The following is a 14,673-nucleotide window of genomic DNA, read 5'->3' on the forward strand; positions in this document are numbered from 1 at the left end:
CCATGTTCGCGCTGCAACAGGACGACTTCCCGGCCCCGCGCCGTGCTCCGGCGATCTGGCGGACGATGCTCAACATCGACCGTGGGCTGGTCAACCTCGTGGGCCGCCTGACGGTGTCGGGAGCGGTGCCGCGCCAGCTGCGGGGGCGGCCGTTGCTGATGGCGGCGAACCACATCGGCGTGTTCGACGCGTTCGTGCTGATGGCGGCGTGCAAGCGGATCGGCATCAACCCGCGGTTCATGCTGGCCGGGGGCATCCTGGACGCGCCGGTGATCGGGCCGGCGTTGCGGGTGAGCGGGCACCTGCGGGTCGACCGCAAGCACGCGGCGACGGCCATCGGGCAGTTCGCCGAGGCCGTGGCGGAGCTCAAGACCACGCGGGAGCCGATCATCGTCTACCCGGAGGGCCGGATCAGCCACGACCCGGGCCTGTGGCCGGAGCGCGGCAAGACGGGGGCGGCGCGCCTGGCGCTGGCCGCGGGGGTGCCGGTGATCCCGATCAGCCAGTGGGGCGCGCACGAGGCGGTGTACTGGGGCACCGAGACCGTGAACGGGCCTGCGGATCTGGTGCCGCTCGCGCGATCCGGCCTGAGCGCGCCGCTGCGGCGGCCGCGGTTCAAGGTGCACTTCGGGGCGCCGGTGGACCTGTCGGACGTCGAGCCGGAGCGGCCGGGCGCCGGGGTGCGGGCGCACGCGAAGATCATGCAGGCGATCACCGACGGCCTCGTGCCGTTGCGCCGTGACGAGCCGGTGCGGCCGCGGTTCAACGACCCGACGCGGCCGACGGACACCGTGAGCCCCTGGAAGCCGGGGCCGCCCACCCCTCGGACACCACAGTCCTGAACCCGCGCTTTCGCCTAGAGTCGCGGGGCGTGAGCACACGCATCCTCGTCGTTTACTACAGCGCCACCGGCAACACCGCCGCCCTCGCCTCCGCGCTGGCCGAGGGCGCCCGGGAGACCGGTGCCGAAGTCCGGGTCCGGACCGTGCGCGAGACCGCGCCGCCCGAGGCCGTCGCGAGCAACCCCCGCTGGCAGGCGTGGGTCGACTCCGGGCCGCACCACGAGTACGCCACCCTGGCCGACCTCGAGTGGGCCGACGGCCTCGCCGTGGGCAGCCCCACGCGCTTCGGCGGGCCCGCGGCCCAGCTGAAGTCCTTTTTGGACAGCACCGGTGGCCTGTGGGCGCAGGGAAAGCTGGCCGACAAGGTCGCGACGTCGTTCACCACGGCGTCGACCGCGCACGGCGGCCTCGAGGCGACCGTGCTGGCCACCAACAACATCTTCTACCACTGGGGCGCCATCGTCGTGCCGCTCGGCTACGGCGACCCGCACCTGAAGGAGTCGGGCAACCCCTACGGCGGCTCCTTCGTCTCGCGCAAGTCCGCCGCGCCCGACGACCTGGCGCTCGGCGCGCTGACCCGGCAGGGCAAGCGCCTCGCGACGATCACCACCCACGTCGCCACCGGACTGACTGCGCCGATCATTACCAATCCGACCACAGTTACGGCCGGATGACTTCGTAGTGATGGTTACGCGCCGCGTGGGGGTCGGCCTACTTTTGGCCGGATTGGCAAGTCGGACGATAACCGCTAAATCGGTTTCGGTGGTGACGCGAAAGTCGTACTGTCGACGACCGTGACCACCGAACTGCCCGTCGTCACGCCACCCCGCGCCGCGCACCGTGGCCGCGGGGTGGCGTTCGTGCTGCTCGCCGCGCTGTTCTTCAGCACGTCCGGCACGCTCGGCAAACCCGCGATGGCCGCCGGGATGACACCGGAGCAGGTTGCGACGTTCCGCATCGGCTTCGCGGGCCTGCTGCTGCTCGCCGGCACGGCCGCCCTCGCGCCGCACACGCTCAAGGTCCGCCGCGGTGAATGGCCGATGCTGCTCACGTACGGCCTGCTCGGCGTCGCCGGCACGCAGCTCGCCTACTTCATCGCCGCCGACCGCGTGCCCGTGGGCATCGCGATCCTGCTCGAGTTCCTCTCCCCCGTGCTGATCGCGCTGTGGGTGCGCGTGGTCCGCCGCACGCACCTGCCGCGCGCCATGTGGGCCGGGATCGCGCTCGCCATCGTCGGTCTCGCGCTCGTCGGCCAGGTCTGGCAGGGCCTCACGCTCGACGCGATCGGCCTCCTCGCCGGGCTGGGCGCCGCGGTGTGCTCCGCCGGCTACTTCCTCATCGGCGAACGCGCGGTCGCCGACCGCGATCCCCTCGGCCTGGTCACGTGGGGCATGGTCGTCGGCGCCGTGGTCGTGTCCGTGGTCAGTCCACCGTGGACGATCCCGTGGTCGCTGCTCGACCACGCCGTGGAGTTCGGCCCTTGGACGCCACCGATCTGGCTGCTGCTGACGTTGCTGGTGCTGCTTTCGACCGTGCTGTCCTACCTGCTCGGCATCACAGCCCTGCGCCACCTGCCCGCTTCGGTCGCCAGCGTGCTCGGCCTCCTCGAACCCGTCACGGCGACGGCCTTCGCGTGGGCCCTGCTCGGCGAGGCCCTGGCGTGGCCCCAGGCGCTCGGCGCGGCGATCCTGCTCGGCGGAGCGTATGTGGTGCAACGGTTTTCGAAAGGCGTGACCTAACCCTGCCGCGCGGGCCGGATGGTCAGGTCGCCGATCTCGACGTCGTCCGGCTGCTCGATCGCGAACGCGATGGCGCGCGCGACGGCCTCCGGAGCGATGCCGAGCGCCGCCATGGCCTCCTGGGCCTGAGCGCGCTGCGCGGGGTCCGCCACGTAGTCGACGAGCTCCGTGCGGACAAACCCCGGCGAGATCGACGTCGTGCGCAGCACCCCGTCGGTCGACTCCTGGCGCAGCGCCTCCAGCAACGTGCGAACGGCGTTCTTGGTCCCCGCGTACACCGCCTGCGCCGGCACGATCTTGAGCCCCGACGTCGACACGGTCGTCACGAGGTGCCCGCTGCCCTGCTCCCGGAACACCGGCAGCGCGGCGGCGATGCCGTGCAGGACCCCGCGCAGGTTGACGTCGATCATCGCGTCCCAGCTGTCCACGTCGAGGTCGCCCACCGGGGCGATCCGTGCGACACCCGCGTTGGCCACCAGCACGTCGAGCCGGCCGAACCGGTCCACGGCGGCCGCCACCAGCCGTTCGAGATCGGCCCGCTTCGTCACGTCGACGTCCAGCATCTCCGCGCGCCCGCCCGCGGCCCGGATCCGCGTCACGACCGCGGCCAGCCGATCGGTGCGCCGCGCGCCCAGCACGACGGCCGCACCGCGGGAGGCCAGCTCCCGCGCCGTCGCCTCCCCGATCCCGCTGCTCGCGCCGGTGATGGCGACGACCTTGCCCTCCAACGTGCTCATCTCGACCTCTCCGCTCTAAACTGACAACTGTCCGATTACGGTTCCCACCGTACCGGACAGTTGTCCACTTAGTCGAACGGGAAGCGAGGTGACGCCGGTGGCGAGCCGTGAGCCGCGGTCCGACGCGGTGGCCAACCGGGACCGCATCGTCGAGGCGGCGCGGGCCGAGCTGAGCAGGTCCAACGGGGCGATCGACGACCTCAAGCTCCACGGGGTCGCGAAAGCCGCGGGCGTCGGCCAGGGCACGCTCTACCGGCACTTCCCCACCCGCGAGCACCTGCTGGCCGAGGTGTACCGCCACGAGCTGACCCAGCTCGTCGACGCCGTGCCGCCGCTGCTGGCCGAGCACCCGCCGCTGCTGGCTCTGACCCACTGGCTGCACCGGCTGGTCGAGTACGCGCGGGTCAAACGCGGCGTCATGGCGGCGATCGAGGCCTCGGCGTGGCACGACCTGTACTCCGGCCAGCACCACCGGCTCGACGAAGCGCTCGGCACGCTGCTGGAGCGCGGGCAGGCCGCCGGTCAGGTGCGCGACGGGGTCGATGCCGCCGACGTAATCCTGCTTCTGGGCGCGCTGTCGCGGATCCCCGAGGCGGAGTGGGAGCCGCGGGCAACGACGGTCGTCACGGTCGTGGTCGACGGGCTGCGCCCGCCGAAAGAACCGGCCTAGCCGAATACCGCTAGCGCGCCACGAGCTGGGCCAGCGCCCCGTAGAACACGTCGCCGATCTTCGTCGGGTCACGCGTCACGTACGCACCGCCGCCGGTGATCGCGGTGATGGCGGACAGTTCGCTCTCGTCGGCGTCCGCGCCGATGCCGATCGCGATCACCGGCAGGGGGTGCGCCGGGTCGGCGAGGCGGGTGAGGCCGGCCAGGAACGCCTCACGGGAGATGCCGGACGTGTCCTCGTTGCGGCCGTCGGTCATCACGATCACGACGTTGAGCACGCCGGGCTGCCAGTCGCGGCGAGCCACCCCGTACAGGTCGAGCACGGTGTCGTACAGGCCGGTTCCCGCCTTCGGGACGGCGCGCACCGCAGTGAGCTTCGCGAGGTCGTCCGGCGTGAGGTGCTGGGCGACCGGCGCGAGCGGCAGCACCTCGCGGTAGTCCTTCGCCCCGTCGAGTCTCGTGGCGAACTCCCAGATCCGCAGCTGCGTGGAAGGCCGGAACAGGTGCAGCGCCTGCTCGGCGGCGGCCACGGTCACCTGCATGCGGTTCAAGTTCGTGCCCTGCACGCGCGCCTCCATCGAACCCGAGACGTCCAGCAGCACCTCCACCCGCGCGTCCAGGTTCACGCCCGCCCACTGGGTCAGCAGCACCTTGAGATCGGCACCCGACGGCACGGGCGCGCTGCGCTGCCCGGCTGCCTGCACGTGCGGGTCGTCGGCGTGCCCGGCCAGGGCCTGCCCGGGGACGCGGAGGCCGGCCCGGGCGAGGGCCGCCGTGCCCGCACTGCCCAGCACCGCCTGCTGCAGTGCGTCGATGGCCGCGCTCTGCTCGGCCCCGGCGCCGCTCAGCCGCGCGAACGGGTAGTCCAGCGCGGGCGCACCGGCCGAATACACCGCCACCAGCGGCGAAGCCCCCGAAGCGGCGTTGTGCTGCACCACGGAGCTCTCCGAAGCCGGATACGCCGTCCCTCCCCCGCCGCCGACGGTGAACCGCCGCAGCACCGCCGCGAACGCCCCAGCCGGGTCCGGCGCCGAACCCACCACGTCGCGCAGCCCGACCAGCGCCGAGGTGCCCACCGGGTCGCGGGCCGGGTCCGGCGTGGTGAGCACGGCGTCCGGCGCGCCGACGACGTCGGTCCAGGTCAGCGTGCGCTCTGGCCAGCCGAGCCCGCGCGCGGTGTCTTCCGCCACGGCCAGCACGACCGGGGAGCTCGCCACCGACGGCCCCGACTCCGGCACGTCCGTCGCGCCGAGCTGCCGCGCCCGCTGCAACGCGATCGTCGAGTCCGGCACCCAGACCTGCGCCCGCTCCCCTCCGGGCGCGCCGAACTCGGCGACGGCCTGCGCGGTGTCGCGCGGGCGGATCTCGTACGACCGGCAAGACGCCGAAAGTCCCTGCGCCACTTGGGAAAGCACCGGGGCGACGTCGGGCGACGCCGACACCAGCACATGCCCCTTCGCGCACCGGCTCTCCAGCGTGGCCGCGGCCCACACCGAGCCACCGAGCACGAGCAGCACGGAAACAGCCAGCGGCGCCAGCAGCCGGCTTCGTGCCCGCACGCTCGAATGACGCCCCATCGGCGCGTCCCTCCTACTCAACGCAGGTTAACGCCGCCGCGGCCCGCCGCCGTAGGACGAACGGCGTAAAGCGGGACTCGTACCTGAGGGGGAGCCAGGACCCGCCTCACGCGGGATGTGCCGGGCCGCCGCACGAGCGACCATGGACCGACCACGAGAAACGGGGGCAGCCGTGACCACACCGACCAAGTCCGAGCAGCGCCGGGCCCGCAACGCACTCGCCCGCCAGGGCGCCGTCGTCGCCTTCGCACTGCTGATCGCCGCCATCACCCGCTGAAAAAACCGGCCGGCCGCGCTGAAAAAAAGCCGCCGCCGCTCCCCCGGCCAAGGGAGAGCGGCGGCGGCCGGCGACGCGAAGAACTCAGACCGGGATGACCGTCGGCACGATCATCGGCCGGCGCCGGTAGGTGTCGGCGACCCAGCGGCCGACGACCCGGCGCACCGCCTGCGCGATGCGGTGGGTGTCGGTGATGCCCTCGGCCTCCGTGCGCGCCAGCTCCATCTCCACGAGCGGCACCACGCTGTCGAGCGCCTTCGGGTCGTCGGAGAACCCGCGCCCCGAGACCGTCGGGCTGCTGACCGCGCGGCCCGTGCTGGAGTCGACCGCGACGCTGATCGAGATGAAGCCGCCCTCGCCCAGCACCAGCCGGTCGGACAGCGTCGACTCGCCGACGTCGCCCACCGAAAGGCCGTCCACGTACACGTGGCCCACCTCGACGCGGCCGGTCCGCGAAGCCTTGCCGTCGACGAGGTCCACGACCACACCGTCCTCGGCGATCACCACGTTCTCCGGCGACACGCCCGTGCGGATGGCCAGCTCGCCGTTGGCGCGCAGGTGCTTCCACTCGCCGTGCACCGGCATCACGTTGCTCGGGCGGACGGCGTTGTACAGGTAGAGCAGCTCGCCGGCCGACGCGTGGCCGGACACGTGGACCTTCGCGTTGCCCTGGTGCACGACGTTGGCGCCGAGCCGCGTGAGGCCGTTGACCACGCCGAACACGGCGGTCTCGTTGCCCGGGATCATCGAGCTGGCGAGCACGACGGTGTCGCCCGCGCGGATCGAGATCTGCCGGTGCTCGCCGCGCGCCATGCGCGAGAGCGCGGAGAGCGGCTCGCCCTGCGAACCCGTCGAGACGAACAGGACCTTGCTCTCGGGCAGCGTGCTCGCCTGGTCGAGGTCCACGAGCAGGCCGTCCGGCACCTCGAGCAGCTTGAGCTCGGCGGCGATGCCCATGTTGCGGACCATCGAGCGGCCCACGAACGCGACCCGGCGGCCGTGCCGCACGGCGGCGTCGAGCACCTGCTGCACGCGGTGCACGTGGCTCGCGAAGCACGCGACGATCACGCGCTGGTCGACCCGGCGGATCACGTCGTCGAGCACCGGGCCGATGTCGCGCTCGGGCATGACGAACCCGGGCACCTCGGCGTTGGTCGAGTCGACGCAGAACAGGTCCACGCCCTCGTCGCCCAGGCGCGAGAAGCCCGCGAGGTCGGTGAGGCGCCCGTCGAGCGGCAGCTGGTCGAGCTTGATGTCGCCGGTGTGCAGCACGACCCCGGCGGGCGTGCGGATGGCGACCGCGAGCGCGTCCGGGATCGAGTGGTTCACGGCGAAGAACTCGAGGTCGAACGCGCCGACCTTGCGCCGCTCGCCTTCGCGCACCTCGATGAGGTTCGGCCGCTGGCGGTGCTCCTTGGCCTTGGCCGCGAGCAGCGCGTTGGTGAAGCGCGAGCCGTAGATCGGCAGGTCGGGGCGCAGCCGCAGCAGGAACGGGACGGCGCCGATGTGGTCCTCGTGCCCGTGGGTGAGCACGAGGCCGTCGACGTCGTCGAGCCGCTCCTCGATCGCGCGGAAGTCGGGCAGGATCAGGTCGACGCCCGGCTGGTCGTCCTCGGGGAAGAGCACGCCGCAGTCGACGATCAGGAGCCTGCCGTCGTACTCGAAGACGGTCATGTTGCGTCCGACCTCGCCGATGCCGCCCAGCGCGACGACGCGCAGGGCGCCTTCGGGAAGGGCGGGCGGGAGGTTCGTGGGTCCGGGTCCGGGGGGAAGTGAGCTCACCGGGGCAAGGTCCCAACGCTGGTGTGTGAGGTGGGGGCGACGTAGGCCGCCTGGGAATCCGCTTGTGCCACCCGTGCACCATGCCAGTCCTGGGCCGCGCTGTCGCCCAGCGGCACGCCGCCCTGGGCGAGATCGGCGGCGATCAGGGCACTTTGCTCCTCCGTGGCGGGCACGACGGGCAGCCGCGGGTCGCCGATGTCGAACCCGCGCAGCCGCAGCGACGCCTTGGCGAACGCGACCCCGCCGACGCGCGACATCGCGCGCATCACCGGCAGCATGGCGCGGTGGTTGGTGCGGGCGGTGGAGATGTCGCCGTTCTCGTACGCGTCGATCATCGCGCGGATCCGCCCGGCCACCACGTGGCCGATGACGCTGACGACGCCGACACCGCCGACCGCGATCCACGGCAGGTTCAGGCCGTCGTCGCCCGAGTAGTAGGCCAGGTGCGTGTTGGCGATCACCTCGGAGCCGGCGATGAGGTCGCCCTTGGCGTCCTTCACCGCGGCGATGCGCGGGTGCTCGGCCAGCCGCAGCAGCGTGTCGACCTCGATGGGCACGATCGAGCGCGGCGGGATGTCGTAGAGCAGCACGGGCAGCTCGGTGGCGTCCGCGACCGTGGTGAAGTGCGCGAACAGGCCGGCCTGGCTGGGCCGCGAGTAGTACGGCGTGACCACGAGCAGGCCGTGGGCACCCGCCTCGGCGGCGGCGCGGGCCTGCTCGACGCTGTGGGCGGTGTTGTTGGTGCCGGCACCCGCCACCACGGTCGCCCGGTCGCCGACGGCCTCGACGACGGCGCGGATCAGCGCCGTCTTCTCCTCGTCGCTCGTGGTCGGGCTCTCGCCGGTGGTGCCGTTCACGACCAGTCCGTCGTTGCCCAGCTCCACGAGGTGCTCGGCGAGCTCCTGGGCCCGCTTCAGGTCCAGCGCGCCATCGCGGTCGAACGGCGTGGCCATCGCGGTGAGCACACGGCCGAACGGGCGTCCGGGCGCGGCAGTGGGTGGGGTGGACGGTGCAGTGGACATGGTGTTGACGGTACCTCGTCGAACGGGTGAACCCGGGCCCGACCTGGTGAAGATCGGAGATTTTCCCGGGTGAGCGGGCCCGGGGCGGAACTTCTCGCCCCGGTCACTTGATCTTAGTGGTGATCTGCGCCGGGATCTGGGCGTTGCCGGGCTTCGCCAGCACGCAGTAGAAGTCGCGGTTGTAGTCCCGGTGGTCCTCGGTGGGCACCAGCTCCCACTCGTGCTGCGTGGGCACGATCGCCTGATAGGTGAGCCCCGCGCGCTGCTGCTCGGGCACCGCGGACGAGTGGAACGACGCCGCGCAGCGCGCTTCGGCGAGCCGGCTGACGGACTCGAGGCCCGGGTAGGCGGCGACCTTCGCCTCGTCGTCGGCGTAGCTCTCGACGGGCAGCACCGAGCCGATGTCGTAGACCTCGAGGGTGTGGGGCTTGTCGCAGGTCGTGCTGTTGTCGTCGCTGATCACCACGCCCTGCTGAACCGCCGCGTTGTAGCAGCGGTAGTAGGTGCCGATCTCCGCCTTGAGGAAGCCGTCGGGGCCGAAGGTGACGGTGGGCCGCAGCTGCGGGTCGGTCTTCGGTGACCACACGGGTTTGCCGAGGAAGAAGCCGCCGGCCAGCGCGGCGACGGTGAGCACGGCGGCGCCGGCGAGCCACCAGCCGCGGCGGGAGCGCTTCGGCGCGGCGGCGACGGCCGCCGGGGCGGTGGTGAGCACGGGGGCGGTGCTGCCCGACGGCGGCGTGGGCGGCTGGCCGGCCGCGGTGGCGAGGAGGTTGCGGGCTTGCGGGGCCGTGAGCCGGGCCTCCGGCTTGGCCACGAGCAGCCCCAGGATCGCCGCGGCGAGCGGGCCCTGGCCGCGGGTGAGGTAGGGGACCTCGGTCATGATCGCGTGCAGCGTCGCGGCCGTGGTCGGGCGTTCGAACGCGACGATGCCCTCCACGGCGAAGAACAGCGTCGCGCCGAGCGACCACAGGTCGGACTCGGGCATGGCCTCGCGGCCCTCGACGCGTTCGGGCGCCATGAACGCGGGCGAGCCCACGATCACGCCGCTCGTGGTCAGGCGCGGGTCGTCGACGGCGTGCGCGATGCCGAAGTCGGTGAGCTTCACGCGGCCGTCGGGCGCGACCATGATGTTGGCGGGCTTCACGTCGCGGTGCACGATCCCGGCGGCGTGCGCGGCCTGCAGCGCGGCGAGCACGCGGTCGCCGATCACCGCGACGTGCGCGGCCGGCATCGGGCCCTGGCGGCGCACGAGGTCGGCCAGCGTCGGGGCCTCGACGAGCTCCATCACGATGAACGTGGTGCCGTTGTCCGTGATGATGTCGTAGACCGTGACCACGGCGGGGTCGTTGAGCCGCCCGCCGGTGCGGACCTCGCGCAGCACGCGTTCGGAGAACACCGCTTGGCCTTCGGTGTCCGGCAGCCGCAGCTCCTTGATGGCCACCTGGCGGCCGATCACCTGGTCCTGCGCGCGCCACACCACGCCCATGCCGCCGCGGCCGAGCTCGCCCAGCAGCAGGTAGCGGCCGGCGACGAGCCGCGGCCCGGGCGCCGGGCGGGTCGGGTCGTACGGGCGCGTCTGTTCGTCGGTCACGGGGCCGGGCTCCTCGTTCGGGGTCGCGCGAATGCTAGTCGGACCGCGCGGGGCCCAGGCCGGTTCCTTCGGGTTTCCCTGTCGGGTTCAGCCCGTGACGGTGAGGTAGATCAGCGCGATGTTGAGCGTGATGATCACGGCCGCGACGCACCACGCCAGCACGGTGGTGATCCGCCGGTTCACGTCGGTGCCCATGAGCTCCGCGTCGGACGTGAGCCGGATCAGCGGCACGAGCGCGAACGGGATGCCGAACGACAGCACCACCTGCGACACCACCAGCGCGGCGCTCGGGTCGGCGCCCAGCGCGAGCACCACGATGGCCGGCGTGAGCGTGACGAGCCGGCGCACGAGGATCGGGAACTTCTTGCGCAGCAAGCCTTGCATGATCATGGCGCCCGCGTAGGCGCCCACCGACGTGGACGCGAGGCCCGAGGCCAGCAGCCCGATCGCGAACAGCAGCGCGACGGTCGAGCCGAGCGCGGTGGCGACGGCGCCGTGCGCGCCCTCGATCGAGTCGACGCCGGGCAGGCCCTGCAGGTTGGTGGCGGCGAGCAGCAGCATGCCGAGGTTGACCGCGCCGGCGAGCAGCATTGCGAAACCGACGTCGTAGCGGGTCGCGCGAAGCAGGCGTCGCCGCTTCTCGGGCGCGGGCGTGCCGTGGCGGTCGCGGACGAGACCGGAGTGCAGGTAGACCGCGTGGGGCATCACGGTGGCGCCGAGCATGGCGGCGGCGATCAGCACGCTGTCGGCGCCGTCGAAGCGCGGCACGAGCCCGCTGGCGATCCCCGACGCCGAGGGCGGCTCCACGAACAGGCTCGCCAGGAAGCCGATCGCGATCACGGCGAGCAGGCCCGTCACCACGCGTTCGAACGTCCGCTGGCCACCGCGGTCCTGCACCGCGAGCAGCGTCAGGGACACCAGGCCGGTGATCAGGCCGCCGACCACGAGCGGAAGGTCGAACAGCAGGTTCAGCGCGATGGCTCCGCCGACGACCTCCGCGAGGTCGGTGGCCACGGCGACGACCTCGGCCTGCGCCCAGTACGCCAGCCGCGCCGAACGGGGCAGCCGTTCGCGCAGCGCCTCGGGCAGCGACCGGCCCGTGACCAGGCCGAGCTTCGCCGACAGGTACTGCACCAGCACGGCCATCAGGTTCGCCGCGACGATCACCCACACCAGCAGGTACCCGAACCGCGCACCGGCGCTGATGTTCGACGCAACGTTGCCCGGATCCACGTATGCCACGGCGGCGACGAACGCCGGACCGAGCAGGGCCGAGCCCGCGCGCAGGCGGGCGAGCCGCCGGGGCCGGACCGCTTCCGCCACCGCCATCACGTCGCCCTCCGTCTGTCGGGTATCCCAACTCGAAGTTTAGGCACGCCGAACTTTCCAGGGCAAGGGTGGGCTCGACCACCAGCCGGTTGGCCGTACCGGACGACGACGGCCCTCCGCCCTCGCGGGCGGAGGGCCGTCGCGACCGGTTTCAGGCGGGCAGGCCGACCTCGTGGCCGGCGTCGCGGAACGCCTTCACCGCGCGGTCGAGCTCGGCGGCGCGCACGAGGATGTGGTCGGTGTCGAAAGTGGACAGTGAGAACAGCGCGACGCCGGCGGCGGCGAGCTCGGACGCGAGCGCCGAAATCACGCCGGTGAGCGTGAACTCCAGCGGGCCGCGCACGCTCATCAGGCGCCAGCCGTGCTCGACGACACCACCCGAGGGCTCGCGGCCCGTCGGGCAGATCACCGAAAGCTCCTCCGGCGTACGGGTCACGGACACGAGCGCGGGCGTGGCCGGGTCGAGCAGGTCTGCGGGCACCGGTGCGTCGGCGGGCAGGCGCACCACCGAGTAGTCGCCCGGGCGGACGTCGATCGCGAGTCGTTTCATCAGCCTTCGAGCACCTTCGGGCTGGACGCGACCTCGGTGCCGTCGGGCAGCGTCGAGATGGTGAAGTCGGCGAACACGTTGCCGGCGGCCTTCTGCAGCTCCCGCAGGCACTCGATCGCCAGCGCGCGGATCTCGACGTCGGCGTGCTCGGTGGCGCGCATGGCCACGAAGTGGCGCCAGGCGCGGTAGTTGCCGGTGACGACGATGCGCGTCTCCGTGGCGTTCGGCAGCACGGAGCGAGCGGCCTGGCGGGCCTGCTTGCGGCGCAGCGTGGCGTTCGGGGCGTCGGCGAACCTCTCCTCGAGCCCGGCGAGCAGCTCGTCGTAGGCGTCGGCGCTGGCCTGCGCGGCCTTGAGGAACTTCTCGTGCAGCTCGGGGTCGTTCGCGATCACGTCGGGTTCGACGAACGCGGCGTCGCGCTCGGGGACGTAGCGCTGCGAGAGCTGCGAGTAGGAGAAGTGGCGGTGGCGGATCAGCTCGTGGGTGAGCGAGCGCGAGATGCCGGTGATGTAGAAGCTCACGGAACCGTGCTCCAGCACGGAAAGGTGACCGACCTCGATGATGTGGTCGAGGTACCCGGCGTTGGTGGCCGTCTTCGGGTTCGGCTTCTTCCACGACTGGTAGCAGGCGCGGCCGGCGAACTCGGCCAGAGCCTGTCCCCCGTCGGCGTCCGTCGTCCACGGCACGTCCTCCGGTGGGAAGAACTCCGTTTTCGCGACCAGCTGCACTCTGGGCGACACGGTCTCGACCACGTCAGCACTCCCTCTCCCGCTTGCGGCTCCCGGCCCGCACTCTAACCGCTTGTGTGTTCGACACCGGCGTGACACCACTTGATGTCACCGCTTCCTTGACTGACGTCACCGGTGACGTCATAGTGGTGTCATGGACCTGACGCCGTACATCGCGAACCTTCGCGAAGACCTCGCGAACACGGCCTCCGCCGGGGACGAGCAGACCCGGCGCACGGCCGCACTCCTTTCGTCCGCACTCGAACCCGCGGCCCGGCTGACGTTGATGAACGCGCTGGCCGACCTCGCCGCCGAGGTGACCGCCGCCCTGCCGGGCCAGGTCGTGGACGTCCGGCTCGACGGCCGCGACGTGCGCGTGGTCGTGACCGGCGCGGCCGAGCCCGGCGAGCCGGCGCGGACGGACCAGCCGCGCACGCCGCCCTCACCGATCGACGGCGGCGACATCTCGCGCATCACGCTGCGGCTCGTGGAGCAGATCAAGAGCCAGGCCGAGCAGGCGGCGGCCGCGCAAGGGGTCTCGCTCAACACGTTCGTCGCCCAGGCCGTGCAGGGGGCCCTCGGCCAGGCGCAGCACCACCAGCAGCGGCACCACCAGGGCGGCCGCTCCGAGACCAAGCTGCACGGCTGGGTCCAGAGCTAGAAAGGGGAAGCGACGATGAGTGAAGACAAGTCCGATTGGGACAAAGCCGCCCAGGAAGCTGCCCAGAAAGCCGCCGACGAAGCCGTCGCGGGTGCGGCGGAGGAGGCGGTCGCTTCGGCTGATCTCGGTTCGTCCACTTCGGACGATCCGCTGGTGCGTGCGCAGGAGTTCGAGGCCAATGGTCCGCTGGAGCTCGACGTCGGCGTGACGATCGGCCGCGTGGAACTGGTGCTGGATCGCGAGTCCGGCGCCCAGGTGGAGCTGCGGCACGACGCGGGCGAGCAGCCGCCGTGGGTCAGCGGGGTGAACAACCTGCTGTCGTGGGTCGGCGAGCGCTTCGGTGACCAGCTGGGCGTGACCGCGGACGCTTCGCCGGCCGATGCGGTGCGCCAGGCGCGGATCGAGAAGACCGGTAACCGGCTCGTGGTGCGGGCGGCGAAGGCGTGGCAGCTGCGGAACGTGCCGGTGTCGGTCACGGTGCACGCGCCGAAGGGCTCCCACGTGGAGGTCCGCGCCGGCGCCGCCGACGTCACGGTCACCGGCACCGCCGGGCGCGCCGACATCCTGACCGGCTCCGGCGAGGTCACGCTCGAACAGGCCGACGGCGCCGCCATCGTGCGCACCGGCACCGGCCGCGTGAAGCTCGGCCCGACGCCCGCCGGCCTCCAGCTGCGCACCGGCAGCGGCTCGGTGGAGGCGGCCTCCGTCTCCGGCTCCGCCACGCTGGCCACGGGCACCGGCAACGTCTGGCTCGGCTCCGTCACGGGCGAAGTCATGGCCCGCACCGGCAGCGGCGACCTGTCCGTCGCCGAAGCGGCCTCCGGCACGGTCGACCTGATCACCGGCTCCGGCGAAGTCCGCGTGGGCATCCGCCGCGGCATCGCGGCCGAAGTCGAGCTCGCCTCGTCCGCGGGCCGCGTCCACAGCGAGCTGGACGTCTCCGACGTGCCGCCCGAAGCGGGCGCCACCCTGCGCGTCCGCGCCCGCACCGGCACGGGCAACGCGGTGGTGACCCGCGCGGCCGGCTAAGGGGGAGGCGGGGGGGGGGGGGCCCGGGGCCCCCCCCCCCCCCCCCCTTTTTTTACCCTCCGCCGAGGGGGCCCAAGCAGGTTGCCCCCGGGGGGTGTGGGGGGGGGGGGGGCCGGGCGCCGCGCCCCCCCCCCAAGGGG

At 72.6% G+C, this 14,673-nt stretch carries 14 protein-coding genes; 6 read left to right on the plus strand and 8 right to left on the minus strand.

Features of this window, described 5'->3' with window-relative positions; translation table 11 throughout:
* The first annotated feature begins 2 nt into the window (after positions 1-2).
* The 3 genes from ACFY1H_RS25530 to ACFY1H_RS25540 all read left to right on the plus strand — a co-directional run bounded on the left by ACFY1H_RS25530 (position 3) and on the right by ACFY1H_RS25540 (position 2,581).
* Positions 3-842 carry a lysophospholipid acyltransferase family protein gene (locus tag ACFY1H_RS25530; RefSeq protein WP_366582204.1) on the plus strand — a complete coding sequence of 280 codons (840 nt, stop codon included), beginning with the start codon at positions 3-5 and terminating at the stop codon, positions 840-842.
* Positions 843-871: 29 nt separating this feature from the next.
* On the plus strand, positions 872-1,516 hold the full coding sequence (wrbA, locus tag ACFY1H_RS25535) for an NAD(P)H:quinone oxidoreductase (protein WP_366582205.1): 645 nt from the start codon (positions 872-874) through the stop codon (positions 1,514-1,516).
* A gap of 120 nt (positions 1,517-1,636) precedes the next feature.
* Complete coding sequence (locus tag ACFY1H_RS25540; RefSeq protein ID WP_386950187.1) at positions 1,637-2,581, plus strand: DMT family transporter; 945 nt, start codon at positions 1,637-1,639, stop codon at positions 2,579-2,581.
* Here ACFY1H_RS25540 and ACFY1H_RS25545 read toward each other — a convergent pair.
* Positions 2,578-3,318, minus strand: a complete 741-nt coding sequence (locus ACFY1H_RS25545) for an SDR family oxidoreductase (protein WP_386950190.1) — start codon at positions 3,316-3,318, stop codon at positions 2,578-2,580. The genes ACFY1H_RS25540 and ACFY1H_RS25545 overlap by 4 nt on opposite strands.
* A gap of 97 nt (positions 3,319-3,415) precedes the next feature.
* Between ACFY1H_RS25545 and ACFY1H_RS25550 the strand changes: the two genes are divergently transcribed.
* The gene (locus ACFY1H_RS25550; protein ID WP_386950193.1) at positions 3,416-3,988 is read left to right on the plus strand and encodes a TetR/AcrR family transcriptional regulator; all 573 of its coding nucleotides are present in this window, start codon (positions 3,416-3,418) and stop codon (positions 3,986-3,988) included.
* Between the two features lie 10 nt (positions 3,989-3,998).
* Here ACFY1H_RS25550 and ACFY1H_RS25555 read toward each other — a convergent pair whose 3' ends face one another.
* From ACFY1H_RS25555 to thyX, 7 genes are all read right to left on the minus strand, one after another.
* The gene (locus ACFY1H_RS25555) at positions 3,999-5,564 is read right to left on the minus strand and encodes a substrate-binding domain-containing protein (protein ID WP_386950196.1); all 1,566 of its coding nucleotides are present in this window, start codon (positions 5,562-5,564) and stop codon (positions 3,999-4,001) included.
* Positions 5,565-5,925: 361 nt separating this feature from the next.
* Complete coding sequence (locus ACFY1H_RS25560) at positions 5,926-7,623, minus strand: ribonuclease J (protein ID WP_366582210.1); 1,698 nt, start codon at positions 7,621-7,623, stop codon at positions 5,926-5,928.
* A complete protein-coding gene (dapA, locus tag ACFY1H_RS25565) occupies positions 7,620-8,645 on the minus strand; it encodes a 4-hydroxy-tetrahydrodipicolinate synthase (RefSeq protein WP_386950200.1) in 1,026 nt (341 codons plus the stop codon). The genes ACFY1H_RS25560 and dapA overlap by 4 nt, the downstream gene beginning before the upstream one ends.
* A 103-nt stretch (positions 8,646-8,748) precedes the next feature.
* Positions 8,749-10,236, minus strand: coding sequence for a serine/threonine-protein kinase (locus ACFY1H_RS25570; RefSeq protein ID WP_366582212.1), 1,488 nt, complete (start codon positions 10,234-10,236; stop codon positions 8,749-8,751).
* An 87-nt stretch (positions 10,237-10,323) separates the two neighbouring features.
* Positions 10,324-11,565: an Nramp family divalent metal transporter gene (locus ACFY1H_RS25575; RefSeq protein ID WP_386950204.1), complete on the minus strand. Its 1,242-nt coding sequence runs from the start codon at positions 11,563-11,565 to the stop codon at positions 10,324-10,326.
* A gap of 151 nt (positions 11,566-11,716) precedes the next feature.
* On the minus strand, positions 11,717-12,115 hold the full coding sequence (locus ACFY1H_RS25580; protein WP_386950207.1) for an ACT domain-containing protein: 399 nt from the start codon (positions 12,113-12,115) through the stop codon (positions 11,717-11,719).
* Complete coding sequence (gene thyX / locus ACFY1H_RS25585; protein ID WP_366582215.1) at positions 12,115-12,867, minus strand: FAD-dependent thymidylate synthase; 753 nt, start codon at positions 12,865-12,867, stop codon at positions 12,115-12,117. The genes ACFY1H_RS25580 and thyX overlap by 1 nt, the downstream gene beginning before the upstream one ends.
* Before the next feature lie 130 nt (positions 12,868-12,997).
* Here thyX and ACFY1H_RS25590 point away from each other — a divergent pair, with 130 nt between their 5' ends.
* Positions 12,998-13,504 (plus strand): toxin-antitoxin system HicB family antitoxin, encoded by a 507-nt coding sequence (locus ACFY1H_RS25590; protein WP_386950210.1) that lies wholly within the window; start codon positions 12,998-13,000, stop codon positions 13,502-13,504.
* A gap of 15 nt (positions 13,505-13,519) precedes the next feature.
* A complete protein-coding gene (locus ACFY1H_RS25595) occupies positions 13,520-14,533 on the plus strand; it encodes a DUF4097 domain-containing protein (protein WP_386950213.1) in 1,014 nt (337 codons plus the stop codon).
* Positions 14,534-14,673: the final 140 nt, after the last annotated feature.

This window comes from Amycolatopsis sp. NPDC001319 (assembly GCF_042896185.1).
Classification (GTDB): Bacteria; Actinomycetota; Actinomycetes; order Mycobacteriales; family Pseudonocardiaceae; genus Amycolatopsis.

What these genes read in the sequence shown, in the direction of transcription:
- ACFY1H_RS25530 (WP_366582204.1), top strand. Translation starts at nt 3, where the DNA reads ATGTTCGCGCTGCAACAGGACGACTTCCCGGCCCCGCGCCGTGCTCCG.
- ACFY1H_RS25545 (WP_386950190.1), bottom strand. Translation starts at nt 3,318, where the DNA reads ATGAGCACGTTGGAGGGCAAGGTCGTCGCCATCACCGGCGCGAGCAGC.
- ACFY1H_RS25555 (WP_386950196.1), bottom strand. Translation starts at nt 5,564, where the DNA reads ATGGGGCGTCATTCGAGCGTGCGGGCACGAAGCCGGCTGCTGGCGCCG.
- dapA (WP_386950200.1), bottom strand. Translation starts at nt 8,645, where the DNA reads ATGTCCACTGCACCGTCCACCCCACCCACTGCCGCGCCCGGACGCCCG.
- ACFY1H_RS25575 (WP_386950204.1), bottom strand. Translation starts at nt 11,565, where the DNA reads ATGGCGGTGGCGGAAGCGGTCCGGCCCCGGCGGCTCGCCCGCCTGCGC.
- ACFY1H_RS25580 (WP_386950207.1), bottom strand. Translation starts at nt 12,115, where the DNA reads ATGAAACGACTCGCGATCGACGTCCGCCCGGGCGACTACTCGGTGGTG.
- ACFY1H_RS25590 (WP_386950210.1), top strand. Translation starts at nt 12,998, where the DNA reads ATGGACCTGACGCCGTACATCGCGAACCTTCGCGAAGACCTCGCGAAC.
- ACFY1H_RS25595 (WP_386950213.1), top strand. Translation starts at nt 13,520, where the DNA reads ATGAGTGAAGACAAGTCCGATTGGGACAAAGCCGCCCAGGAAGCTGCC.